Source organism: Leifsonia sp. GW821-FHT13C09, assembly GCF_058806435.1.
Genome location: NZ_JBXAPS010000001.1, coordinates 312081 through 334461, shown reverse-complemented (window position 1 = coordinate 334461; position 22381 = coordinate 312081). Strand labels below are relative to the sequence as shown.

20 protein-coding genes are annotated in these 22381 nt (G+C 71.1%); 5 read left to right on the top strand and 15 right to left on the bottom strand.

Going from position 1 to position 22381, the window contains the following annotated elements; translation table 11 throughout:
- Positions 1-30 precede the first annotated feature (30 nt).
- The 5 genes from tal to pgl are packed head-to-tail and all read left to right on the top strand — an operon-like array spanning position 31 to position 6042.
- The gene (gene tal / locus AC1ROW_RS01575; protein ID WP_493017113.1) at positions 31-1158 is read left to right on the top strand and encodes a transaldolase; all 1128 of its coding nucleotides are present in this window, start codon (positions 31-33) and stop codon (positions 1156-1158) included.
- Positions 1155-2765, top strand: a complete 1611-nt coding sequence (locus AC1ROW_RS01570) for a phosphoglucose isomerase-related protein (RefSeq protein ID WP_493017112.1) — start codon at positions 1155-1157, stop codon at positions 2763-2765. The genes tal and AC1ROW_RS01570 overlap by 4 nt, the downstream gene beginning before the upstream one ends.
- 9 nt (positions 2766-2774) lie before the next feature.
- On the top strand, positions 2775-4316 hold the full coding sequence (zwf, locus tag AC1ROW_RS01565; RefSeq protein ID WP_493017111.1) for a glucose-6-phosphate dehydrogenase: 1542 nt from the start codon (positions 2775-2777) through the stop codon (positions 4314-4316).
- Complete coding sequence (locus AC1ROW_RS01560; protein ID WP_493017110.1) at positions 4313-5275, top strand: glucose-6-phosphate dehydrogenase assembly protein OpcA; 963 nt, start codon at positions 4313-4315, stop codon at positions 5273-5275. The genes zwf and AC1ROW_RS01560 overlap by 4 nt, the downstream gene beginning before the upstream one ends.
- Positions 5272-6042, top strand: coding sequence for a 6-phosphogluconolactonase (gene pgl / locus AC1ROW_RS01555; protein WP_493017109.1), 771 nt, complete (start codon positions 5272-5274; stop codon positions 6040-6042). Before AC1ROW_RS01560 ends, pgl begins: the two co-directional genes overlap by 4 nt.
- Positions 6043-6100: 58 nt before the next feature.
- Here the strand turns inward: pgl and AC1ROW_RS01550 are convergent, their stop codons facing one another.
- The 15 genes from AC1ROW_RS01550 to AC1ROW_RS01480 all read right to left on the bottom strand — a co-directional run bounded on the left by AC1ROW_RS01550 (position 6101) and on the right by AC1ROW_RS01480 (position 22295).
- Entirely contained in the window at positions 6101-6466 is a 366-nt protein-coding gene (locus AC1ROW_RS01550; RefSeq protein ID WP_345834926.1) for an RNA polymerase-binding protein RbpA, read from the bottom strand.
- 27 nt (positions 6467-6493) lie between these two features.
- A complete protein-coding gene (secG, locus tag AC1ROW_RS01545; RefSeq protein ID WP_179605831.1) occupies positions 6494-6739 on the bottom strand; it encodes a preprotein translocase subunit SecG in 246 nt (81 codons plus the stop codon).
- A 108-nt stretch (positions 6740-6847) separates the two neighbouring features.
- Positions 6848-7651 carry a triose-phosphate isomerase gene (gene tpiA, locus AC1ROW_RS01540; protein ID WP_493017108.1) on the bottom strand — a complete coding sequence of 268 codons (804 nt, stop codon included), beginning with the start codon at positions 7649-7651 and terminating at the stop codon, positions 6848-6850.
- Positions 7639-8856 (bottom strand): phosphoglycerate kinase, encoded by a 1218-nt coding sequence (locus tag AC1ROW_RS01535; protein WP_493017107.1) that lies wholly within the window; start codon positions 8854-8856, stop codon positions 7639-7641. Before AC1ROW_RS01535 ends, tpiA begins: the two co-directional genes overlap by 13 nt.
- Before the next feature lie 15 nt (positions 8857-8871).
- Positions 8872-9876, bottom strand: a complete 1005-nt coding sequence (gene gap, locus AC1ROW_RS01530; RefSeq protein ID WP_493017106.1) for a type I glyceraldehyde-3-phosphate dehydrogenase — start codon at positions 9874-9876, stop codon at positions 8872-8874.
- A gap of 101 nt (positions 9877-9977) precedes the next feature.
- On the bottom strand, positions 9978-10604 hold the full coding sequence (locus tag AC1ROW_RS01525) for a superoxide dismutase (RefSeq protein ID WP_431345949.1): 627 nt from the start codon (positions 10602-10604) through the stop codon (positions 9978-9980).
- 115 nt (positions 10605-10719) lie between these two features.
- Positions 10720-11700 carry a DNA-binding protein WhiA gene (gene whiA, locus AC1ROW_RS01520; RefSeq protein ID WP_493017105.1) on the bottom strand — a complete coding sequence of 327 codons (981 nt, stop codon included), beginning with the start codon at positions 11698-11700 and terminating at the stop codon, positions 10720-10722.
- A 57-nt stretch (positions 11701-11757) separates the two neighbouring features.
- A complete protein-coding gene (gene rapZ / locus AC1ROW_RS01515) occupies positions 11758-12645 on the bottom strand; it encodes an RNase adapter RapZ (protein WP_493017104.1) in 888 nt (295 codons plus the stop codon).
- A 113-nt stretch (positions 12646-12758) separates the two neighbouring features.
- Complete coding sequence (uvrC, locus tag AC1ROW_RS01510; RefSeq protein ID WP_493017103.1) at positions 12759-14765, bottom strand: excinuclease ABC subunit UvrC; 2007 nt, start codon at positions 14763-14765, stop codon at positions 12759-12761.
- A 9-nt stretch (positions 14766-14774) separates the two neighbouring features.
- Entirely contained in the window at positions 14775-17657 is a 2883-nt protein-coding gene (uvrA, locus tag AC1ROW_RS01505; protein ID WP_493018343.1) for an excinuclease ABC subunit UvrA, read from the bottom strand.
- A gap of 251 nt (positions 17658-17908) precedes the next feature.
- On the bottom strand, positions 17909-18454 hold the full coding sequence (locus AC1ROW_RS01500) for a hypothetical protein (RefSeq protein WP_493017102.1): 546 nt from the start codon (positions 18452-18454) through the stop codon (positions 17909-17911).
- Positions 18451-19779, bottom strand: a complete 1329-nt coding sequence (locus AC1ROW_RS01495) for a DUF58 domain-containing protein (RefSeq protein WP_493017101.1) — start codon at positions 19777-19779, stop codon at positions 18451-18453. The genes AC1ROW_RS01500 and AC1ROW_RS01495 overlap by 4 nt, the downstream gene beginning before the upstream one ends.
- Positions 19779-20873, bottom strand: coding sequence for an AAA family ATPase (locus AC1ROW_RS01490; protein ID WP_493017100.1), 1095 nt, complete (start codon positions 20871-20873; stop codon positions 19779-19781). Before AC1ROW_RS01490 ends, AC1ROW_RS01495 begins: the two co-directional genes overlap by 1 nt.
- A 55-nt stretch (positions 20874-20928) precedes the next feature.
- The gene (locus tag AC1ROW_RS01485) at positions 20929-21552 is read right to left on the bottom strand and encodes a hypothetical protein (RefSeq protein WP_493017099.1); all 624 of its coding nucleotides are present in this window, start codon (positions 21550-21552) and stop codon (positions 20929-20931) included.
- 11 nt (positions 21553-21563) lie between these two features.
- On the bottom strand, positions 21564-22295 hold the full coding sequence (locus AC1ROW_RS01480; protein WP_493017098.1) for a DUF4129 domain-containing protein: 732 nt from the start codon (positions 22293-22295) through the stop codon (positions 21564-21566).
- Positions 22296-22381: the final 86 nt, after the last annotated feature.

The following is a 22381-nucleotide window of genomic DNA, read 5'->3' as shown; positions in this document are numbered from 1 at the left end:
GGGCACTGAGGAAGAGAAGAAGAAACCACGATGACCGACACCACTTCCGCCACCACCTCCCCCACGGCCGCGCTGTCCGCCGCGGGCGTCAGCATCTGGCTGGACGACCTGTCCCGTGAGCGCATCGCCACGGGCGGCCTCCAGAAGCTGATCGCCGAGCGCAACGTCGTCGGCGTGACCACCAACCCGACGATCTTCGCCGCCGCGCTCTCCAAGGGCGAGGCCTACGACGCGCAGGTCAAGGAGCTCGCCGCCGCCGGCGTGAGCGTCGAGGACGCGATCTTCGAGATCACGACCGACGACGTCGCCGACGCCAGCGACATCTTCCACGAGGTCTTCGAGGCCAGCAACGGCGTCGACGGCCGCGTCTCCATCGAGGTGGAGCCGGGCCTCGCGCACGACGCGAAGGCCACCATCGAGACGGCCAAGAAGCTCGCCGCCAAGGTGGACAAGCCCAACGTGCTGATCAAGATCCCCGCGACGGTCGAGGGCCTCGAGGCCATCACCGAGACCATCGCGGCCGGCATCAGCGTCAACGTCACGCTGATCTTCAGCCTCGAGCGCTACCGCCAGGTGATAGACGCGTACCTGACCGGCCTCGAGAAGGCCAAGGCCGCGGGCATCGACCTGTCCGGCATCCAGTCGGTGGCGTCGTTCTTCGTGTCCCGCGTGGACACCGAGGTCGACAAGCGCCTGACCGCGATCGGCACCGACGAGGCGCTCGCGCTCAAGAGCAAGGCCGGCATCGCCAACGCCCGCCTCGCCTACGAGCTGTACGAGCAGGAGTTCGCCACCGACCGCGCCAAGGCCCTCGTGGCCGCCGGCGCGAACGAGCAGCGCCCGCTCTGGGCCTCGACCGGCGTCAAGGACCCGAGCCTGCCCGACACCCTCTACGTCACCGAGCTGGTCGCGCCGAACACGGTCAACACCATGCCGGAGAAGACGCTGGAGGCGACCTTCGACCACGGTGAGATCACCGGCGACACCGTCACCGGCAACTACGCCGACGCGAAGGGCGTCCTGGACGCGCTGGCCGGCCTCGGCATCGACTACGACGACGTGACCGCCACACTCGAGCGCGAGGGCGTCGACAAGTTCAACGTGTCGTGGGGCGAGCTCGTCGAGACCGTCACCAACGCGCTGGAGGCCGCCAAGTGACCTTCCGCATCCATGTCACCGGCGCGGCGGCCCAGGCCGTCGCGTCGGTGGTGCCGCAGCTCGTCGCCGACCGCGTCGCCTCCGGCATCACCGCGCAGGATCCCACCCTCTGGGGCCCGGACGCCGAGCCGGAGGCCGCCAAGCGCCTCGGCTGGACCGAGGCCGTCGCCATCTCCCGCCCGCTCGTCCCCGAGATCGTCGCCCTGCGCGAGCAGCTGCACGCCAAAGGCGTGAACCACATCGTCCTCGGCGGCATGGGCGGCTCTTCGCTCGCGCCCGAGGTCATCACGCGCACCGCTGAGGCCGAGCTCACGGTCCTCGACTCGACCGACCCCGGTCAGGTGCTGTCGGCCCTGCGCGACCGCCTCCAGGCGACCGCCGTCGTCATCTCCTCCAAGTCGGGCTCGACCCTGGAGACCGACAGCCAGAAGCGTGTCTACGAGAAGTGGTTCCGCGACGCCGGCATCGACCCGACGGAGCGCATCGTCGTCGTCACCGACCCGGGCTCGCCGCTCGACCAGTCGGCGCGCGAGGCGGGCTACCGCGTGTTCAACGCCGACCCCAACGTGGGCGGCCGCTACTCGGCGCTCACCGCTTTCGGGCTGGTCCCGTCCGGCCTCGCCGGCGTGGACATCTCCGAGCTGCTGGACGAGGCCGAGGCGACGCTCATCGAGCTCGCCGTCGACAACGACGCCAACCCGGGCCTCGTGCTCGGCGCCGCGATCGCCGGCACCAACCCGCTCAAGGACAAGCTGGGCATCGTCTCGGACGGCACCCACATCGTCGGGTTCGCGGACTGGGCCGAGCAGCTCATCGCGGAGTCCACCGGCAAGAACGGCACCGGCCTGCTCCCCGTCGTGCTCGACACGCTCGCCCCCGAGCTGACGTCGAAGCCCGCCGACCTCCAGGTGGTCCGGCTCGTCGCCAACGCGGAGGCCCACCACCTGTTCCCGGCCGCCCGCCACGAGGGCGAGATCCTCGTCTCCGGCAGCCTGGGGGCCCAGCTCATCGTCTGGGAGTACGCGACCGCGGTCGCCGGCCGCCTGCTCGGGATCAACCCGTTCGACCAGCCCGACGTGGAGGCCGCCAAGGTCGCCGCCCGAGCGCTGCTCGAGAACCGTCCGGAGCCCGTCGCGCCCGCGTTCACCGCCGGCGGCGTCGAGGTGCGCACCACCGGTTCGTTCCTCGGCGACGCGTCGACGCTCGACGGCGCGGTGGACGCCCTGCTCACGCAGCTCGGACCGGACGGCTACGTCTCGGTCCAGGCCTACGTCGACCGCCTCGCGCTCCCGCAGCTCGCGGGCATCCGCGACCTGCTGGCCGCCAAGGCCGGCCGCCCTGTCACCTTCGGCTGGGGCCCGCGCTTCCTGCACTCGACCGGTCAGTTCCACAAGGGCGGTCCCGCCGTCGGCGTGTTCCTGCAGATCACCGCCGTGGCGCCGGAGGATCTGGAGATCCCGGGCCGTCCGTTCACCTTCGGCCAGCTCATCCAGGCTCAGGCCGCCGGCGACGCGAGCGTGCTCGGCGAGCACGGCCGCCCGGTGCTGACCCTGACCCTCACGAACCCCGAGGCCGACGTCGTCTCGCTGTTCGAGGCCGTCAACTAGAGGAGCCTGATGTCACCGGTGGAGATCACCCCGGAGTTCAACCCCCTGCGGTTGCCCTCCGATCGTCGCCTCAACCGCATCGCGGGGCCGAGCAGCCTCATCATCTTCGGCGTGACGGGCGACCTGTCGCGCAAGAAGCTGATGCCGGCCGTCTACGACCTCGCGAACCGCGGCCTCCTGCCGCCCGGGTTCTCGCTCGTCGGGTTCGCCCGACGCGACTGGGAGGACCAGGACTTCGAGAAGGTCGTCTACGACGCGGTCAAACAGTACGCGCGCACGCCGTTCGACGAGGACGTGTGGAAGCAGCTCGCCCAGGGCGTGCGCTTCGTCTCGGGCGAGTTCGACGACGCCGAGGCCTTCCAGCGCCTCAAGGAGACCGTCCAGAAGCTGGACGTCGAGCGCGGCACGATGGGCAACCACGCGTTCTACCTGTCCATCCCGCCGAAGGCGTTCCCGCTCGTCACCGAGCAGCTCAAGAAGTCGGGGCTGGCCGACCAGTCCGGCACCGGCTGGCGCCGCGTCGTCATCGAGAAGCCGTTCGGCAGCGACCTGAAGTCGGCGCGCGAGCTCAACAAGGTCGTGGAGTCGGTGTTCCCGCCGGACTCGGTGTTCCGCATCGACCACTACCTCGGCAAGGAGACGGTCCAGAACATCCTGGCGCTGCGCTTCGCCAACGAGCTGTACGAGCCGATCTGGAACGCCAACTACGTCGACCACGTTCAGATCACGATGGCCGAGGACATCGGAGTGGGCGGCCGCGCCGGCTACTACGACGGTATCGGCGCCGCGCGCGACGTCATCCAGAACCACCTGCTGCAACTCCTCGCCCTGACGGCGATGGAGGAGCCCATCTCATTCGACGCCGCGGACCTGCGCGCCGAGAAGGAGAAAGTGCTCGCGGCCGTCCGGCTGCCGGAGGACCTCGCCAAGTCGACCGCCCGCGGCCAGTACGGCAGCGGCTGGCAGGGCGGCGAGAAGGTCGTCGGCTTCCTGGAGGAGGACGGGATGAACCCGCACTCCACGACGGAGACCTACGCGGCGATCAAGCTCGACATCGGCACCCGCCGCTGGGCCGGCGTCCCGTTCTACCTGCGCGCCGGCAAGCGCCTGGGCCGCCGGGTCACCGAGATCGCGGTCGTGTTCAAGCGCGCGCCGCAGCAGCTCTTCGCGGACTCGCAGACCAGCGCCCTCGGCCAGAACGCGCTCGTCATCCGCGTGCAGCCCGACGAGGGCGTGACCATCCGCTTCGGCTCGAAGGTCCCCGGCGCCGGCATGCAGGTGCGCGACGTGAGCATGGACTTCGGCTACGGCCACGCCTTCACCGAGGCGAGCCCCGAGGCCTACGAGCGTCTCATCCTCGACGTCCTGCTGGGCGATCCACCGCTGTTCCCGCGGCACGAGGAGGTCGAGCTGTCCTGGAAGATCCTCGACCCGATCGAGGAGTTCTGGGCCACGCAGGGCCAGCCCGAGCAGTACCGCCCCGGAACCTGGGGCCCGACTTCCGCCGACGAGCTCCTCGCCCGCGACGGCCGCGTCTGGAGGCGTCCATGATCGTCGATCTGCCCGACACCACGACGAGCAACATCTCGAAGGCGCTCGTCAAGATCCGCGAGGAGGGCGGCGCCGTCGCCCTCGGGCGCGTGCTCACGCTCATCATCGCCACCCACCTCGGCCAGGAGGAGGAGGCCATCGAGGCCGCCAACGACGCCTCCCGCGAGCACCCGATGCGCGTCATCGTGGTGTCCACCGAGGAGGAGCGCAGTCACACGGACTCCGGCCGTCTCGACGCCCAGATCCGCGTAGGCGGCGACGCCGGCGCGAGCGAAGTCATCGTGCTCCGCGCCTACGGCGAGACGGCGAGCGACGAGGAGGGGCTGGTCACCGGCCTCCTGCTCCCCGACGCTCCCGTCGTGGTCTGGTGGCCGGGGATCGCGCCCTCGAAGGCGTCGACCTCCCCGCTCGGCCGGATCGCCACGATCCGCATCACGGACGCGTCGGCCCAGCCGAATCCGCAGGAGGCCCTGTTCCACCTGGCGGACACGTACGCCCCCGGCGACACCGACTTCGCCTGGACGCGGCTCACCCTGTGGCGCGCGCAGCTCGCCGCGGTGCTCGACCAGCCGCCGTACGAGCCGATCACCGGGGTGGAGGTCGCCGGCGCTGCCGACTCCCCCTCCACCCTCCTGCTCGCCGCGTGGCTGCGCCTGCAGCTCCAGGTGCCGGTGCAGTACGATCTCGCGTCGCGCGCGATCGGCTCCGGCGGCATCCACGGCGTACGGATGGAGCGGGAGTCCGGCACGATCGAGCTCGAGCGCGAGGTCCCGAACATCGCACGGCTCTCCCAGCCGGGACAGCCGACGCACGATCTGTCGCTGCCGCGCCGCAGCCTCCGCGACTGTCTCGCCGAGGAACTGCGTAGGCTGGACCCGGACGACCTGTACGGCGAGGTCATCACGAAGGGTCTCGGGCTGCTCGAGGCCTCCGACGAAGGAGTGGGCGCGACAGTATGACGAACGAACGGCGGGTGCTCGTCCACCCCGACAAGGAAGCAGTCGCCGCGTCAGTGGCCGCGCGCTTCCTCACCAAGACGATCGACATCCTCGACGACCTCGGCGCGGCGAACATCGCGCTGACGGGCGGCACGATGGGCATCGCCGTGCTGGAGGCCGTCAACGGCTCCCCCGCGCGCGACACCATCGACTGGTCGAAGGTGCACTTCTGGTGGGGCGACGAGCGGTTCGTCGAGAAGTCGAGCGAGGAGCGCAACGAGCGCCAGGCGCGCGAGGCGCTCCTCGACCACCTCCCGGTGCCGCCGGAGAACATCCACCCGTTCCCGGCGTCGGACGAGATCCCCGACGTCGACGAGGCGGCGCGCGTCTACGCCGCCGAGCTGGAGGCGTTCGCTCCGGAGGGCCAGGCCTTCCCGAAGTTCGACATCACCTTCCTCGGCGTCGGCCCGGACGGGCACATCGCGTCGCTGTTCCCCGACCGCGCGGGCATCCGCGAGACGGAGGCCACGGTGATCGCGGAACGCGAGTCGCCGAAGCCGCCGCCGCTGCGGCTCAGCCTCACCCGCCCGGTGCTCAACGCCTCCGACCGGATCTGGCTGGTGCTCTCCGGCAGCGACAAGGCCAGCGCCCTGGGCCTCGCCCTCGCGGGTGCGAGTTACACCGAGGTGCCGGTCGCCGGCGCGAAGGGCCGCAAGCGCACCGTGTTCTTCGTGGACAAGGACGCCGCCGTGGACGTGCCCGAGAATCTCATCGCCCCGAGCTACTGAGCCCGAACACACGAAAGCCCCGCCGGTCATCGACCGGCGGGGCTTCTTCGTTGACGCTCTAGTTGCTGGTGGGCTTACCACGGCGGGCGCGGAGCTGGTTGAGGGCGTCCTCGAGCAGTTGCTCCGCCTCCTCCTCCGAGCGGCGCTCCTTCACGTAGGCCAGGTGCGTCTTGTACGGCTCGGTCTTGGCGACCGAGGGCGGGTTCTCCTTGTCACGCCCGGCCGGGAGGCCGGTGGACGGCGAGTCGATCACATCGGGGATCTCCTCGTCGGGCAGGTTTGCCGCGAAATAACGGACGGTCTCGTTGCCGAGGGCGTCCCAGTACGAGACCGCCACGCGCTCGGCGTGGAAACCGCGGTCCTGTTCCCCCATGGGGCCCGCGCCGACGCGCGAGCCTCGGATTGCGCTTCCTCCGGATGCCATGCTTCTCCTCTGGTGAAGGCGCGCCGGCTAGGCGCTGAATTTGGTGATGAGCCCGAGCACGACGATGCACGTGATCCAGATGAGCCCGAGAATGACGGTGATCCTGTTGAGGTTGCGCTCCGCGACGCCGGAGGCGCCCAGGTTGGAGGTGACGCCGCCGCCGAACATGTCGGAGAGGCCGCCGCCGCGTCCCTTGTGCAACAGGATGAGGAGGGTCAGCAGGAGGCTGGTGATCCCCAGCAACACCTGGAGGATGACCGTGAGAATCTGCACGCTTGACCTTTCGATGCGACCGGGCCCGCGCCCGGCAAAACCAACGACCAGTATAACCGCCGAAGGGCGCGACGGCTCACCGGAGGTTCGGGGAGCCGTCGCGCGCCGTCAGACTCCGACGTGCTTCTGGTAGCGGATGATGGCCGAGAACTCGGCCACGTCGAGGCTCGCGCCGCCGACGAGAGCGCCGTCGACGTTCGGCTCGCGCATGAAGCCGGCGATGTTGCCGGACTTCACCGAGCCGCCGTACAGGATGCGCGTCTTGGCCGCGACCTCCTCGCCGAGGAGTTCGACGATCACCGCGCGCAGCGCCGCCGCGACCTGCTCGGCCTGCTCCGGCGTCGCCGCCTGACCGGACCCGATGGCCCAGACCGGCTCGTAGGCGACGACGAAGTCGGCGGCCGAGTCGACAGACGCCAGGGCCGCGCGGAGCTGGGCGACCGGCACGGCGCTGGCGCCGTGGGTCTCCAGGTCTTCCGCCGTCTCGCCGACGCAGATGATCGGCGCGATGTTGTTCTTGATCGCCTGGGCGACCTTCGCCGCCACCTGCTCGTCGGTCTCGTTGTGCAGCGTGCGCCGCTCCGAGTGGCCGATGATCACGTAGCGCGACTCCAGGGCCGCGAGGAACGAGGCCGCGATCTCGCCGGTGTAGGCGCCCGAGTCGTGCTCGGAGACGTCCTGGCCGCCGAACGCGATCGGCAGCTTGTCGGCCGCGACGAGCGTCTGCACGCTGCGCAGGTCGGTGAACGGCGGGAACACGGCGACCTCGACGGCCGAGTAGTCGTGCCCGGCGTCCTTCAGGGTCCACGCCAGCTTCTGGACGACCGCGATCGCCTGCAGGTGGTCGAGGTTCATCTTCCAGTTGCCCGCGATCAGCGGGACCCGCCGCACGGACTCGTTCACTGCTGCCATCCCAGGACCTCCAGACCCGGCAGGTGCTTGCCCTCGAGGAACTCGAGGCTCGCGCCGCCGCCGGTAGAAATGTGACCGAACTGATCGTCGGAGAAGCCGAGCGCGCGCACGGCCGCCGCGGAGTCTCCCCCGCCGACGACGCCGAGGCCGTCGACCTCGGTGAGCGCCTGCGCGATCGCCTTGGTGCCCGCCGCGAACGGCGCCAGCTCGAAGACGCCCATCGGGCCGTTCCAGAACACCGTGCGGGCGGCGCGGATGTACTCCGAGAACAGCTCGCCGGTCTCCGGGCCGATGTCCAGGCCGAGCCCGGAGGCGCCCCAGTCGGTGTCCTCGATCGCGTCGATCGGGCGCACCACGTGCTCCGCGTCGGCGCCGAACTTCGAGGCCACGACCACGTCGCGCGGCAGCACGATCTCGACGCCGAGCTCCTCGGCCTTCGCCAGGTAGCCCTTCACCGTGTCGATCTGGTCGGCCTCCAGCAGGCTGGAGCCCACCTTGTGGCCGAGCGCGGCGAGGAAGGTGAACAGCATGCCGCCGCCGATCAGCAGCGAGTCCACGCGCGGAAGCAGGTGGCCGATCACGCCGAGCTTGTCCGACACCTTGGACCCGCCGAGCACGACCGCGTAGGGGCGCTCGGGGTTCTCGGTGAGCCGGTCGAGCACATCCAGCTCGGCCGCGATGAGCGTGCCCGCGGCGCTCGGGAGCGCCTTCGCGAGCTCGTACACGCTGGCCTGCTTGCGGTGGACCACGCCGAAGCCGTCCGAGACGAAGGCGTCACCGAACGCGGCGAGCTTGGCGGCGAACGCCGTGCGCTCCGCCTCGTCCTTCGCGGTCTCGCCCGGGTTGAACCGGAGGTTCTCCAGCAGGGCGACATCGCCGTCCCGCAGGCCCGCGACCGCAGCCTCGGCGCCCGCGCCGACGGTGTCCTGCGCGAAGGTCACCGGCTTGCCCAGCAGCTCCGAGAGCCGCTGGGCCACCGGCGCCAGGCTGTACTTCGAGTCGGGCGCGCCCTCGGGGCGGCCCAGGTGGGAGATCACGATCACCTTGGCGCCCTGGTTGATCAGGGCGTCCAGAGTGGGAATCGACGCTCGCACGCGACCGTCGTCCGTGATCTTCCCGTCCTGGAGGGGGACGTTCAGATCACAGCGGACGACGACGCGTTTTCCCGCGAGCGAACCGAGTGAGTCGAGGGTGCGGAGCGTCACGTCGGTTCCCGGCCCTTAGAGACGCTCGGCGACGTACTCGGTCAGGTCGACCAGACGGTTGGAGTAGCCCCACTCGTTGTCGTACCAGCTCGAGAGCTTGACCTGGTCGCCGATCACGCGCAGCAGCCCCGAGTCGAAGATCGACGAGTGCGGGTCGGACACGATGTCGGAGGAGACGATCTCGTCCTCGGTGTACTTGAGGATGCCCTTGAGCGGACCCTCGGCGGCCTTCTTGTACGCGGCCTTGACCTCGTCGATGGTGACGGGGCGCGAGGCGGTGACGGTCAGGTCGGTGATCGAGCCGGTGGGGACCGGGACGCGCAGCGCGAAGCCGTCGAGCTTGCCCTTCAGCTCCGGCAGAACCAGGCCGATCGCCTTGGCGGCGCCGGTGGAGGTCGGGACGATGTTGATCGCGGCGGCGCGGGCACGGCGGAGGTCGCTGTGCGGGCCGTCCTGCAGGTTCTGGTCGGCGGTGTAGGCGTGGACCGTGGTCATCAGACCGCGCTCGATGCCGAACTCGTCGTTGAAGACCTTGGCCAGCGGCGCGAGGCAGTTGGTGGTGCACGACGCGTTGGAGATGATGTTGTGCTTCTCCGGGTCGTACAGGTGCTCGTTCACGCCGATGACGAACGTGGCGTCCTCGTCGGTGGCCGGAGCGGAGATGATGACCTTCTTGGCGCCCGCCTCGAGGTGCTTCTTGGCGTCTGCGGCCTTGGTGAAGCGCCCGGTGGACTCGATGACGATGTCGACGCCCAGGTCGCCCCACGGGAGGTTGGCGGGGTCGCGCTCCTCGAGCACCTTGATCGGCTTGCCGTTGACGACGATGCTGTCGCCCTCGAGCTCGACCGTCGCGTCCAGGCGGCCCGTGATCGAGTCGTACTTGAGCAGGTGCGCGAGCGTCTTGTTGTCGGTGAGGTCGTTCACCGCGACGATCTCGAGGTCGCTGCCCTTGGCGAGGGCCGCGCGCAGGTAGTTGCGACCAATGCGACCGAACCCGTTGATTCCGATCTTTACGGACACAGATGTCTCCCGTTGCTTGATGGGGGCGCCGGACGGCGCCATGTGGGTGTTGTTGCGGACGGCGGCGTCCCGGGAGGGCTCCCTCCCGGGACGCCGACCCGCTACGACAGTAGCAGCAGACCCGCGGTCTTCTCGCGGGCCTTCACGAAGCGGTCGTTCACGTCCGCCCAGTTGGTGATGTTCCAGAACGCCTTGACGTAATCCGCCTTGACATTCACGTAGTCGAGGTAGAAGGCGTGCTCCCACATGTCGAGCATGAGCAGCGGGATGGTGGCCGCGGCGAGGTTGCCCTGGTGGTCGTACAGCTGCTCGATGATGAGCTTCTGGCCCAGCGAGTCCCACGCGAGGATCGACCAGCCGGAGCCCTGGATGCCGAGCGCCGAGGCGGTGAAGTGGGCGCGGAACTTGTCGAACGAGCCGAAGAACTCGTCGATCGCCGCGGCGAGCTCGCCGGTCGGCTTGTCGCCGCCCTCCGGCGACAGGTTGTTCCAGAAGACCGTGTGGTTGACGTGCCCGGCGAGGTTGAACGCCAGGTCCTTCTGCAGCTTGTTGACGTACGTCAGGTCGTCGGCGTCGCGCGCCTCGGCCAGCTTCGCGATGGCGGTGTTGGCGCCGTCGACGTAGGTCTTGTGGTGCTTGTCGTGGTGCAGCTCCATGATCCGGCCGCTGATGTTGGGCTCCAGGGCCGCATAGTCGTACGGAAGGTCAGGCAGCGTGTAGTCAGCCATTACTCATCTCCACAGTTGTTCTTCTTCGATTCCCGATTCGGGCGACCTGTTCAGTCTAGTGACGGCAACCCGGCCGGCTTCAGGTCTCTTCCCGGCCGCACGCCCATTGCGGAAACTACACCTCATCCAGGTCGGCGGGGAGGTTGGCGTCGGTGCCGGGGATGTCCAGGTCGGACGCCTTCTTGTCGGCCATCGCCAGCAGGCGGCGGATGCGGCCGGCCACGGCGTCCTTCGTCATGGGCGGGTCGGCGTGGTGGCCGAGCTCGTCGAGGCTGGCGTCGCGGTGCGCCAGGCGCAGCTCGCCGGCGTAGCGCAGGTGCTCCGGGACGTCCGGGCCGAGGATCTCCAGGGCGCGCTCGACGCGGGAGCAGGCCGCGACAGCGGCCTGGGCGGAGCGCCGCAGGTTGGCGTCGTCGAAGTTCACCAGCCGGTTGGCCGTGGCCCGCACTTCGCGGCGCTGGCGCAGCTCCTCCCAGTTGGCGACGGTCTCCACCGCGCCCATCGCCACGAGCATGGCGCTGATCGCCTCGCCGTCGCGGATGACGACCCGGTGCACCCCGCGCACCTCGCGGGCCTTGGCGGACACGCCGAGGCGGCCCGCGGCGCCCACGAGAGCCATGGCGGCCTCGTTGCCGGGGCAGGTGACCTCCAGGGCGGCGGAACGGCCCGGGTCGGTCAGCGAGCCGTGCGCGAGGAACGCGCCGCGCCAGACGGCCGCGAGCTCCTCGCGGGAACCGGTCGTGAGCCGGTTCGGGAGGCCGCGGATCGGGCGGCGGCGGGCGTCCAGCAGACCGGTCTGGCGGGCGAGCGTCTCGCCGCCCTCCAGCACGCGGACCAGGTACTGGCTGGCGCGGCGGACGCCGGAGGACGAGATCACCGACACGTCGCTGCGGACGCCGTACAGCTCGGCCAGGTCCTTGCGGACGCGGCGCGCGAGCTCGGGCGTGTCCAGCTCGCTCTCCACCGCGATCCGGCCGCCGATCAGGTGCAGCCCGCCCGAGAACCGCAGGATGGTCGCGAGCTCCGCGGCGCGGACGGTCGTCTTGCTGACTTCGACCTTCGTGAGTTCGTCTTTGACATCGGCGGTGAGAGCCAATCGGATTCCTAACTGTGAAAGACGGCGCGGGTCACGCCGTGAAGTGGGCGGCCGGCATCATTCACGGCCCAGGTCACGGTGCTTGGTGTTGACCGCGACGCCGGGGAAGCCCCTCAACCGGGTCGCGAGCTCTTCGGCTATCGCGACGGACCGGTGCTTCCCTCCCGTGCAGCCTATCGCGATCATCGCGTGCCGCTTGTTCTCGCGCTGGTAGCCGGCGAAGATCGGGCGCATCGCGGCGGTGTAGCCGTCGACGAACTCCTCGGCGCCGTCCTGCTGGAGCACATAGTCGCGGACGATCTCGTCCAGCCCGGTGTGCGGGCGCAGCTCGGGGTTCCAGAACGGGTTCGGCAGGAACCGCGCGTCGGCGACCAGGTCGGCGTCCGGCGGGAGGCCGTACTTGAAGCCGAAGCTCATCACGGTCACCTGGACGCCGGCGGTGTCCTCCGCCGCGAAGGTGTCGGTGATGTTGGTGGCGAGCTGGTGGATGTTCAGGTCGGTGGTGTCGACGATGATGTCGCTCGCCTCGCGGATCTCGCGCAGCCGCGCGCGCTCGGCGTCGATGCCGTCGAGGATGGTGCCGTTGCCCTGCAGCGGGTGCGGGCGCCGCACCTGCTCGAAGCGGCGGACCAGCACGGCGTCGGAGGCCTCCAGGAACAGCACCCGCACCTTCGTGCCCTCGCGCAGGCTCTGGATCATCGACTGCAGGTCTTCGAAGAAATTGCGGCCGCGCACGTCGACCACCGCGGCGATCCGCGGCAGCCCGGACTCGGCCCGGTTCGCCAGCTCGATCAGCGGCCGCAGCATCTGCGGAGGCAGATTGTCGACCACGTACCAGTCGAGGTCTTCGAGGGCGTTGGCGACGGTCGACCGTCCCGCCCCCGACATCCCGGTGACGATCAGCACTTCCTGCTGCTCGGCGTTCGTGTCGATGTCGCTCGCCACGTGCTCTCCTTCTCTGACCGGGTGCGACCAGCCTACCGACTGACCCGCCGCGCCGAGGCGGTTTCCGGAGTCGTGCGCTTCTGCGCGGGCTCCTCTTCGCGGGTGGGCGGCGCTCAGCCGGCAGCGAGCCGGTCGTGGACGGCCGCCGCGATGGCCGGGCCGACGCCGCGCACCTCCGCGATCTGCTCGGGCGTCGCCTGGCGCAGCTGCGCCACCGATCCGAAGTGCTTGAGCAACTCCTTCACGCGCGCGGGTCCCAGGCCGGGGATCTCCCCCAGCACCGTCGAGATGTCGCGCTTGCGCCGCGCCCGCTGGTAGGTGATCGCGAAGCGGTGCGCCTCGTCGCGGATGCGCTGCACCAGGAACAGGGCGTCGCTGTTGCGCGGCAGGATGACCGGGAAGTCGGAGTCCGGCAGCCAGATCTCCTCCAGTCGCTTGGCGATGCCGGCGAGCTGGATGCCGGTGACGCCGGACTCCTCCAGCGCGCGCTGCGCCGCGGCGACCTGCGGCTGGCCGCCGTCGACGATGAGGAGGTTCGGCGGGTAGGAGAACTTGCGGCGGCGGCGCTCCGCGGCCTCCGCGAGCTCGGCGTCGACGTCGATCCGCGGGTCGTCGCCGTCGCCGTCGCGCTGCTCGATGTCGGGCTGCTCGGCCGTATCCGGCTGGTCGGCGTCCGGCTGGTCGCCGTCGTCCCGCAGGTACGCCAGGCGGCGCGAGATCACCTGGTAGATCGACTCGGTGTCGTCGGTGGACTCCGGGATGCTGAACCGGCGGTACTGGTCCTTGCGCGGCAGGCCGTCCTCGAAAACGACCATCGAGGCGACGATGTTGGTGCCGCTCAGGTGCGAGACGTCGAAGCACTCCATCCGGAGTGGCGCTTCGGCCATGCCGAGGGCGTCCTGGATGTCGTTGAGGGCTTTCGAACGCGCGACGAAGTCGGAGCTGCGCCGGGTCTTGTAGAGGATCAGCGCGTTCTTCGCGTTCATCTCCGCGGTCTGCGCGAGCGCGGCCTTGTCGCCACGCTGGGCGACCCGCAGCTCCACGCGACCGGTCGACTTGGGGCCGCGCCGCACGGGGGCGGCCTCGTCGGCCTCCACCCGGCGGGCCATGAGCCACTGCTCCAGCTCGGTGGCGTCCTCCGGAAGCTCGGGCACGATGATCTCGCGCGGCGGCGCGTCGGCGCCCTCGTAGGCGTTCTGGAGGACGGTCTCCACCAGCTCGCCCAGCGAGATGTCGAGCTCCTTGTCGACCACCCAGGAGCGCACACCGCGGATGCGGCCGCCGCGGACGATGAACTGCTGCACGGCGGCGGCGAGCTCGTCGTGCGCGATGCCGAAGGCGTCGAGGTCCACGTTCTCCTGCAGGACGACCGCGCTCTTGCCCATGGCCGCCTCGAGCGCGCCGATCGCGTCGCGGTGCCGCGCGGCGGCCTCGTAGTCGAGCGTGCTCGCCGCCTGCTTCATCTTCTCGGTGAGGTCGCGGATGTACTTGCTGTCGTTGCCCGCCATGAAGGAGACGAAGTCCTCGGCGAGCTCGCGGTGGTCCTCCGGGCTGATCCGGCCGACGCAGGGCGCGGCGCACTTGCCGATGTCGCCGAGCAGGCACGGCCGCCCGGTCAGCTCGGCGCGGCGGAACACGCCGTCGGAGCAGCTGCGCACCGGGAACGCCTTCAGCATGAGGTCGACCGTGTCGCGGATCGCCCAGACCTTCGTGTACGGACCGAAGTAGCGCGCGTCCTTGAGGTTGCGGTTGCGGGTGACCATGACGCGCGGGATCCGCTCCCCCAGCGTCACCGCCAGGTACGGGTAAGACTTGTCGTCCCGGAACTGCACGTTGAACGGCGGGTTGAACTCCTTGATCCAGGTGTACTCCAGCTGGAGCGCCTCGAACTCGCTGGCGACGACCGTCCACTCGACGCTCGATGCGGTGATCACCATCCGCCGGGTGCGCTCGTGCAGGCTCCGCAGCGGCTGGAAGTAGTTGCTCAGCCGCGCGCGGAGGTTCTTCGCTTTGCCGACGTAGAGCACCCTCCGGTTCTTGTCGCGGAACCGGTAGACGCCCGGCTGCGTGGGGATCTCGCCGGCCTTGGGGCGGTAGCCGACCGTGTCCGTACTCTGCACAGCGTGATCCTACGCGGCGCCGCGGACACGCTCGCCACCGAGCGCGCCCTCCCCCTGGAGGATCTCCTTGAGGAAGTAGCCTGTGTGGCTCCCCGGCGTCTCGGCCACCTGCTCCGGCGTGCCGGTCGCGATGACCTCGCCGCCGCCGGCGCCGCCCTCCGGACCCATGTCGATGATCCAGTCGGCGGACTTGATGACGTCGAGGTTGTGCTCGATGACGATGACCGTGTTGCCCTTGTCGAGCAGGCCGTTGAGCACCAGGAGGAGCTTGCGGACGTCCTCGAAGTGCAGCCCGGTGGTCGGCTCGTCGAGCACGTACACGCTGCGTCCGTTCGACCGGCGCTGGAGTTCCGTCGCGAGCTTGACGCGCTGCGCCTCGCCGCCGGACAGCGTCGTGGCGCTCTGCCCGAGACGGACGTAGCCGAGGCCGACGTCCACGAGGGTCTGCAGGTAGCGGTGGATCGCCGAGATCGGCCGGAAGAACTCGGCCGCCTCGCTGATCGGCATGTCGAGCACCTCGGCGATGTTCTTGCCCTTGTAGTGCACAGTTAGGGTGTCGCGGTTGTACCGCGCTCCCCCGCAGACCTCGCACGCGACGTAGACGTCGGGCAGGAAGTTCATCTCGATCTTGATCGTGCCGTCGCCCGAGCAGGTCTCGCAGCGACCGCCCTTGACGTTGAAGCTGAACCGGCCCGGCAGGTAACCGCGGACCTTGGCCTCCGGCGTCTCCGCGAACAGGGTGCGGATGCGGTCGAAGACGCCTGTGTAGGTCGCCGGGTTGGAGCGCGGCGTGCGCCCGATCGGCGCCTGGTCGACGTGCACGACCTTGTCCAGGTTCTCCAGTCCGGTCACCGTGCGGTGCTTGCCCGGCAGCTTGCGGGCGCCGTTGAGCTTGTTGGCGAGCACCCGGTACAGGATGTCGTTGACCAGCGAGGACTTGCCGGAGCCCGAGACGCCCGTGACCGCCACGAACGCGCCGAGCGGGAAGTCGACTGTCACCTTCTTGAGGTTGTTGGCCTCCGCGTCCACCACCCGGAGCACGCGCTTCTTGTCGATCTTGCGCCGCTTCTCCGGGATGGCGATCTCGCGCCGGCCGGCCAGGTAGTCGCCGGTCAGCGACTCGGTGTTGGCCAGCAGCTCGTCGTAGGAGCCGGAGTGCACGACGTGGCCGCCGTTGACGCCGGCCCCCGGACCGATGTCCACGATCCAGTCGGCCGTGCGGATGGTGTCCTCGTCGTGCTCGACCACGATCAGCGTGTTGCCGAGATCGCGCAGCGCGACGAGCGTGTCGATCAGGCGGCGGTTGTCGCGCTGGTGGAGGCCGATGCTCGGCTCGTCCAGGACGTACAGCACGCCGGTGAGGCCCGACCCGATCTGGGTCGCCAGGCGGATGCGCTGCGCCTCGCCACCGGACAGCGTCGCCGCCGCGCGGGCCAGGTCGAGATAGCTCAGGCCGACCTGGATGAGGAAGTCCAGGCGGATCTTGATCTCGCGCAGCACCTGCGCGCCGATCTTCTGCTCGCGCTCGGTGAGGTGCAGCTTCTCCATGAAGGCACGGGCGTCCGACAGGCTGAGCAGGGACGCGTCCGCGATGGACGCGCCGTGGACGAGCACCGAGAGCACCTCGGGCTTCAGCCGCTTGCCCTGGCAGACCGGGCACGGCACCTCGCGGAGGTACTCGGCCCACCGGGTGCGCTGGCTGTCGGTCTCGGCCTGCGCGTACTGGCGCTCGATGTAGGGCACGACGCCTTCGAAGCCGGACGTGTAGGACATCTCGCGGCCGTAGCGGTTCTTCCACCGCACCTTGACCTCGAAGTTGTCGCCGCGGAGCACGGCCTCCTGCACGTTCTGCGGCAGCTTCTTCCACGGCGTCTTCAGCGAGAAGCCGAGGTCGCGGGCGAGGCCGTCGAGCAGCTTCTCGTAGTAGTTGAAGAGGCCCTTGCCCTGCGTGGTCCAGGGAACGATGACGCCGTCAGCGATGCTGAGCTCGTCGTCGCCGAGCAGCAGGTCTTCATCCACCGACATGCGCGTGCCGAGCCCGGAGCACTCCGGGCAGGCGCCGAACGGCGCGTTGAACGAGAAGGTGCGCGGCTCGATCTCGGTGAGCTGGATCGGGTGGCTGTTCGGGCAGGACAGCTTCTCGCTGAACGACTGCCACGCCTCGGGACCTTCGCGGTCCACGAAGTTGACCTGCACCAGGCCGTCGGTGAGCCGCAGCGCGGTCTCCAGCGAGTCGGTGAGCCGCCCGAGGATGTCGGGTCCGGCGACCAGACGGTCGACCACGACGGAGATGTCGTGCTTGTACTGCTTCTTCAGCGTCGGCGGCTCGCTGAGCTGGATCTGCTCGCCGTCCACGAGCGCGCGCGAATAGCCGCTCGCGGCGAGCTCCTTGAAGAGGTCGACGAACTCGCCCTTCTTCTGCGAGATGACCGGGCTGACCACCATGTAGCGCGTGCCCGGCTCCAGCTCCATGAGCTGGTCGGCGATCTGCTGCACCGTCTGGCGCTGGATCTTCTCGCCGCAGACCGGGCAGTGCGGGACGCCGATGCGCGCCCAGAGCAGGCGCATGTAGTCGTAGATCTCGGTGATGGTGCCGACCGTCGACCGCGGGTTGCGGTTGGTGGACTTCTGGTCGATCGACACCGCGGGGCTCAGGCCCTCGATGAAGTCGACGTCGGGCCGGTCGACCTGGCCGAGGAACTGCCGCGCGTACGCGGACAGCGATTCGACGTAGCGGCGCTGCCCCTCCGCGAAGATCGTGTCGAAGGCGAGCGAGGACTTGCCCGAGCCGGACAGTCCCGTGAAGACGACCAGCGAATCGCGCGGGATCTCGAGGTCGACGTTGTGGAGGTTGTGCACGCGGGCGCCGCGGACGCTGAGGTGCGACCCCACGACCTTGCTCGGATTGCCCGCCGAACTCCTGCTGCCCGAACTCCTGCTATTCAGAGTGCTCACTCGTTCCATTCTCCGCTATTCGCCGTCGCCCCACCCGCGTGTTCGCCCACCGCGCACCGCGCGACGCCCCCGTCGGAGGCCGTGTAGGCGAGTTCGAAGCTTTGTTCGATCCTAGCAACTCGGCCAGAGGATGTGCGACCACGCGCGAGCGTACGCCGCACCACCGACATTCGTACCCGGCGCCGGGATCAAGCCCGCGGCCGGGCGAGCAGGAGCGCCGCCAGGAGGGCCACCAGCCCGACGATCGCGGCGCCGGAGACCATCGCCAGCCACGGCGCCGCGGCGGGCCGGGCGACGAGCAGCAGCACGATCGCGGCCGCCTGCACGGGCACCTGGATGAGGACCAGGCGCCGCAGCGACGGCAGCAGCACGGCCGGCTGCAACCGCGCCCTCGCGGGGAGGACCAGCATCCAGGCCGCGAGCATGTGCAGCACGTGGACGGCGGCGATCACGGCGAGCAGCCGGAGCGTGAGCGTGCCCGGTTCGAGGAGGGTGGAGAACGCGAGCACGCCGATGAGCACCCACGCGACCCGCCAGCGCGGGACGGCGACCGCCACCCCGGTGAGGAGGACGGCCAGGGCGGGCCACGGGCCGCTGGGCGCGGTGCTCACGGCGAGCGGGACGGCGACGACCGCGAACGCCACGCGGAGCGACCAGGCCGGGAGGGTGAGGCCGAGGTCGGGGGTGGCCGGAGTCTGCTCACCCGCGCCGCTCACCCCCGTCCCGCTGCTCATATCCGCCTCCTCGGCGTCGCCAGCCGGCGCAGTGTCGCGTCGCGGTCGGGCGACGCCCACACCAGCAGCTCGGTCCCTGCCGCTCGCAGCCGGTCCAGTCGCAGGCCGCGCTCCAGGTCCACGATCCGCAGCGCCAGCCGTTCCCGGGACGGCAGGTCGTGGACGGTGCGCGGCGGCAGTACGTCCACCGCGATCACCCGGTGCCCCGCCGCGCGCCAGGTGAGCGCCAGACGCATGGCCTGGTCGTCGAGGAAGGTGGACATCACGAACACCACCGCCCCTTGCGCGAGCCGAGGCGCCCTGGCGCGCTCGGTCGCCGACCCGTGCGCGGTGGTCAGCTCCACCGCGCGCTGGACCCGGTGCAGGTGTCGCGCGCCCGCGCGCGGAGGCAGCGCACGGCGCGCGTCGGAGAGGTCGTCGAACCCCACACGGTCGGACGCAGCGGCGTAGGCGCCGGCCAAGGACACCGCGGCCTCCCGCGCGAGGTCGAGCGACGTCGCTCCGGGCCGCGGGTACGGCGCCGCCCAGCCGGCGACCGCGCCGGGGACGTCGTCGCGGGCGTCCAGGACGAGCTGCACCGCGGCGTCGGAGGTCGCCGTCGTCCGGCGCACATACAGCTCGCCGGGGCGCTGGGCGAGGCGGGCGGTCGCCTTCCAGTCGATGCGGCGGAGCCGGTCGCCGGGGCGGAACCGGTCGATGTCCCGGAACTCGCCGCCGTCGCCCGGCCGGGTGGAGACGTGGCCACCGGTCAGTCCGAGCAGGCGCGCGGGCAGCGGGAGGCTCCGCACCCGCTGGGCGACCGGGCGGACGACGCGCTCCGCGACGGCCGGGAGACCCGGGTCACCGGTCCACGCCGCGTCCGGCCCGATCCCGCGGGCGGCGAGCGACAGGATCCGCTGCGGGCCGGAGTGCGAGACGGCGACGCGGAAGCGCAGCCGCGCCGCCTCGCGCGGCGTGACCACCGCGTCCTCTGGCGCACGATCCGCGCGGTGGATGCGCAGGTGCACGCCGTCCGGCCGGCCGTCCGCCTCCGCCACGGCGTCGACGCGCACGCGGCCGTCCGGGTCGTCGCCGGCGATGCTCACGCGGGTGCGGGCGGCCGCGGACTCCGGCCGCGACGACCAGCCGGCCACCGCCACCAGCAGCAGCGGCGCCGCGACCAGCACCAGCTCGACCCGGGACAGCACGAACGCGGCGACCAGGCACACCGCAGCGACGATCGCGGCCGCGGTCACCGCCGGGCTCAGCGCCCACCCGGAGCCGCCGGCCGGCGCCTCGGTCCGCTCGCGCGGGCCGGGCATGCGCGCCCGCGACCACAGCGACATCAGTCCGCGGCCTCCCGCTCGCGCACGCCCACCGCCGGCGGTCCGGGCACGGAGGACACGACCTCCAGGACCACCTGCGACGCGCTCACGCCGCTGGTCCACGCCTGCACGGTCAGCGTCAGCCGGTGCGCGAGGACCGGGACCGCGACCCGCTTGACGTCGTCGGGGATGACGAAGTCGCGGCCGGCGAGCACCGCCAGCGCCCGGGCGACCAGCAGGAGGCCCTGCGACCCGCGCGGCGACGCCCCCACCTCTACAGAGCGGTGCCGACGCGTGGCCGCGGCCAGCCGGACGCAGTAGGCGGCGATGTCGGGGTCCACGTCCACGCTCTCGACGCCCGCCTGCATCGCCAGCAGCGTCCGGGCGTCGGTGACCGGTTCGACCGTGGCGACCTCGTGCCGCCGGGCGACGCGGGCGAGGAGCACCTGCGTCTCGCCGTCCGGGTCCGGGTAGCCGACACCGAGCCGGACCATGAAGCGATCGAGCTGCGCCTCCGGGAGGGCGTAGGTGCCCTCCGACTCGATCGGGTTCGCCGTCGCGACCACGTGGAAGGGCCGTGGCAGCGCGAAGCTGCGCCCCTCGACGGACACCTGTCCCTCGGCCATCGCCTCCAGGAGCGCGGACTGCGTCTTCGGCGAGGTGCGGTTGATCTCGTCCGCGAGGAACAGCCCGGTGAACACGGGCCCCGGCCGGAACTCGAACTCGGCGGTCGACGGCACGTAGACGAAGGAGCCGGTGATGTCGGACGGCAGCAGGTCGGGCGTGCACTGCAGCCGCCGGAAGTCCAGGCCGACGGCGCTCGCGATGCTGCGCGCGGCGAGCGTCTTGCCGAGGCCGGGGACGTCCTCGAACAGCACGTGGCCGCCGGCCAGGACCGTGGCGAGTGCGATGTGCAGGGGCTCGCGCATCCCGACGACGACGGACTCCACGCGGTCGAGGACCTCGGCGCCGAGCCGGGCGACCTCGGCGACGGGGAGCGGGGCGGGGCCGGTCGCCGGGTCGGCCGGCGTGGCGTGGGCCGGCGCGGCGTCGGCCGGCACGGCGTCGGCCGCCGCGGTGCTCTGCGCTGCGGCGGCGGAAGTTTCCGGGGTCATCGGGCTCCTGTCGTGTCGGCGCCGCGGGACGTGCGCGTGGTGGAGGCGGTGGGCGTCATGCGGCTCCTCGCTCGGTGGTGAGCGGTTCGGCCGAACCGCCTGCCGCGGAGGGAGGCGACCCCGCCGAGGCCGGAGCAGGGTGCGCCGCCGAACCGCCGTCCTGCGTCCGTTGGTACGCCGCCTGACCACCGTCCTGCGCGTGCCGGTGCGCCTCGGGGCCGGGGCCGGCCAGCGCCTCCAGCCGGGCGAGCGAGGCGGCGAACTCCTTCGGGCGCGGGGCGACGGCGCTGCCCTTGTGCAACAGGCGGGCGGTCTCCTCTCCCAGGAGTGCGATGACCTGGGGCGCGGCGGTCACGTCGTCCAGCTGCACACCGTGCCGGTCGAGCACCTCGGCGGCGAGCCCGCGCAACCGGCGGACCGCCTCCGGGGACACGCGTCCGCCGCGGGCGCCGAGCGCCCAGCCGAGCTGGACCACGTCCCGCCGGGCGCCGGGCCGCGGCTGCGGCGACGGCACCGGCCAGGTGACCTCGGCCTGATCCCCGAGCAGCGAGAGCACGGCGCCGAGCGCGAAGACCACGAACCCGAGGCCGACGGCGTGCGGGGCGTCCATCCCGAAGAACCAGGCCGCCACCCCGACCACCGCGGCCGCGACGACGCAGCCGACGGCACGCCGGACCATCCGCGCGCGCGTCACCGGTCCACCCCGCCCACCGCTGCGGTCCCCCACGAGGCGCGCAACGCCTCGATCGCGGCGCGGGCCGCAGCCACATCGGTCGCGGTCACGGGCGCGTCGCTGAATCGGGCGCGCAGGTAGAGGTCGAGAAGATCACCGGCGGCATCGCGGTCGGACGCGACCCGGGCGAGGACGCGGCGGACGAACTCCCCCGGCGTCTCGGCCGGCAGGCGGTGGACACCGCTGTCGGCCGCGCCCTCCTCCAGCCCGAGCCAGGCCCGCTCGATGGCGTCCCGCGGCTCCCGGCCCTCGCCGAGCAGATCGAGGGCGCGGTCGAGGCCGCGGCGGACGCGCTCGGGACGCGGCTGCGCGGGCGGCTCGGGTGCGACGGTCCCCTCGGTAGAGCCGTCGACAGCGCCGCTGAGTCCGGGGAGCGCAGGATGAAGCCTCCTCCGCAGGTATCGCCAGAGCAGGCCGAGCAGGACGACGACGATCAACGCGATGACCGCGTAGGTCACCCAGGTCAGGTCGACGCGGGTCTCGTGCGGGATCTCCGACGGCGCGGGAGTGCCGGTGGCCCGCTGCTCCCCGGGGTGCGGCTGCAGGTCGGCGGCCGGCGGGGTGAACCGGAGCCCGGTGAAGACCGGAGCGCCCTGGAAGGCGAGCGCCACCCCCGAGAGGGCGAGCAGCACCGCGGCGGCGGTGACCATCCCCCACCGCTGCCGTGTCCGCGTCGCCGTCGAACCCACTCTGCCACCGTAGCGCGGAGGTGGCGCGGGCGCTGTCGATTTCGGGTGACCTGCCACGTCGTACTGCTGAGTTGACGTCCGACGTC

Coding starts and splice junctions, on each gene's coding strand:
- tpiA (WP_493017108.1), bottom strand. CDS start 7,651: ATGGCAGCAGTGAACGAGTCCGTGCGGCGGGTCCCGCTGATCGCGGGC.
- AC1ROW_RS01485 (WP_493017099.1), bottom strand. CDS start 21,552: ATGGTCCGGCGTGCCGTCGGCTGCGTCGTCGCGGCCGCGGTGGTCGGG.
- AC1ROW_RS01550 (WP_345834926.1), bottom strand. CDS start 6,466: ATGGCATCCGGAGGAAGCGCAATCCGAGGCTCGCGCGTCGGCGCGGGC.
- AC1ROW_RS01490 (WP_493017100.1), bottom strand. CDS start 20,873: ATGACCCCGGAAACTTCCGCCGCCGCAGCGCAGAGCACCGCGGCGGCC.
- tal (WP_493017113.1), top strand. CDS start 31: ATGACCGACACCACTTCCGCCACCACCTCCCCCACGGCCGCGCTGTCC.
- AC1ROW_RS01495 (WP_493017101.1), bottom strand. CDS start 19,779: ATGTCGCTGTGGTCGCGGGCGCGCATGCCCGGCCCGCGCGAGCGGACC.
- pgl (WP_493017109.1), top strand. CDS start 5,272: ATGACGAACGAACGGCGGGTGCTCGTCCACCCCGACAAGGAAGCAGTC.
- AC1ROW_RS01525 (WP_431345949.1), bottom strand. CDS start 10,604: ATGGCTGACTACACGCTGCCTGACCTTCCGTACGACTATGCGGCCCTG.
- AC1ROW_RS01500 (WP_493017102.1), bottom strand. CDS start 18,454: ATGAGCAGCGGGACGGGGGTGAGCGGCGCGGGTGAGCAGACTCCGGCC.
- zwf (WP_493017111.1), top strand. CDS start 2,775: ATGTCACCGGTGGAGATCACCCCGGAGTTCAACCCCCTGCGGTTGCCC.
- AC1ROW_RS01560 (WP_493017110.1), top strand. CDS start 4,313: ATGATCGTCGATCTGCCCGACACCACGACGAGCAACATCTCGAAGGCG.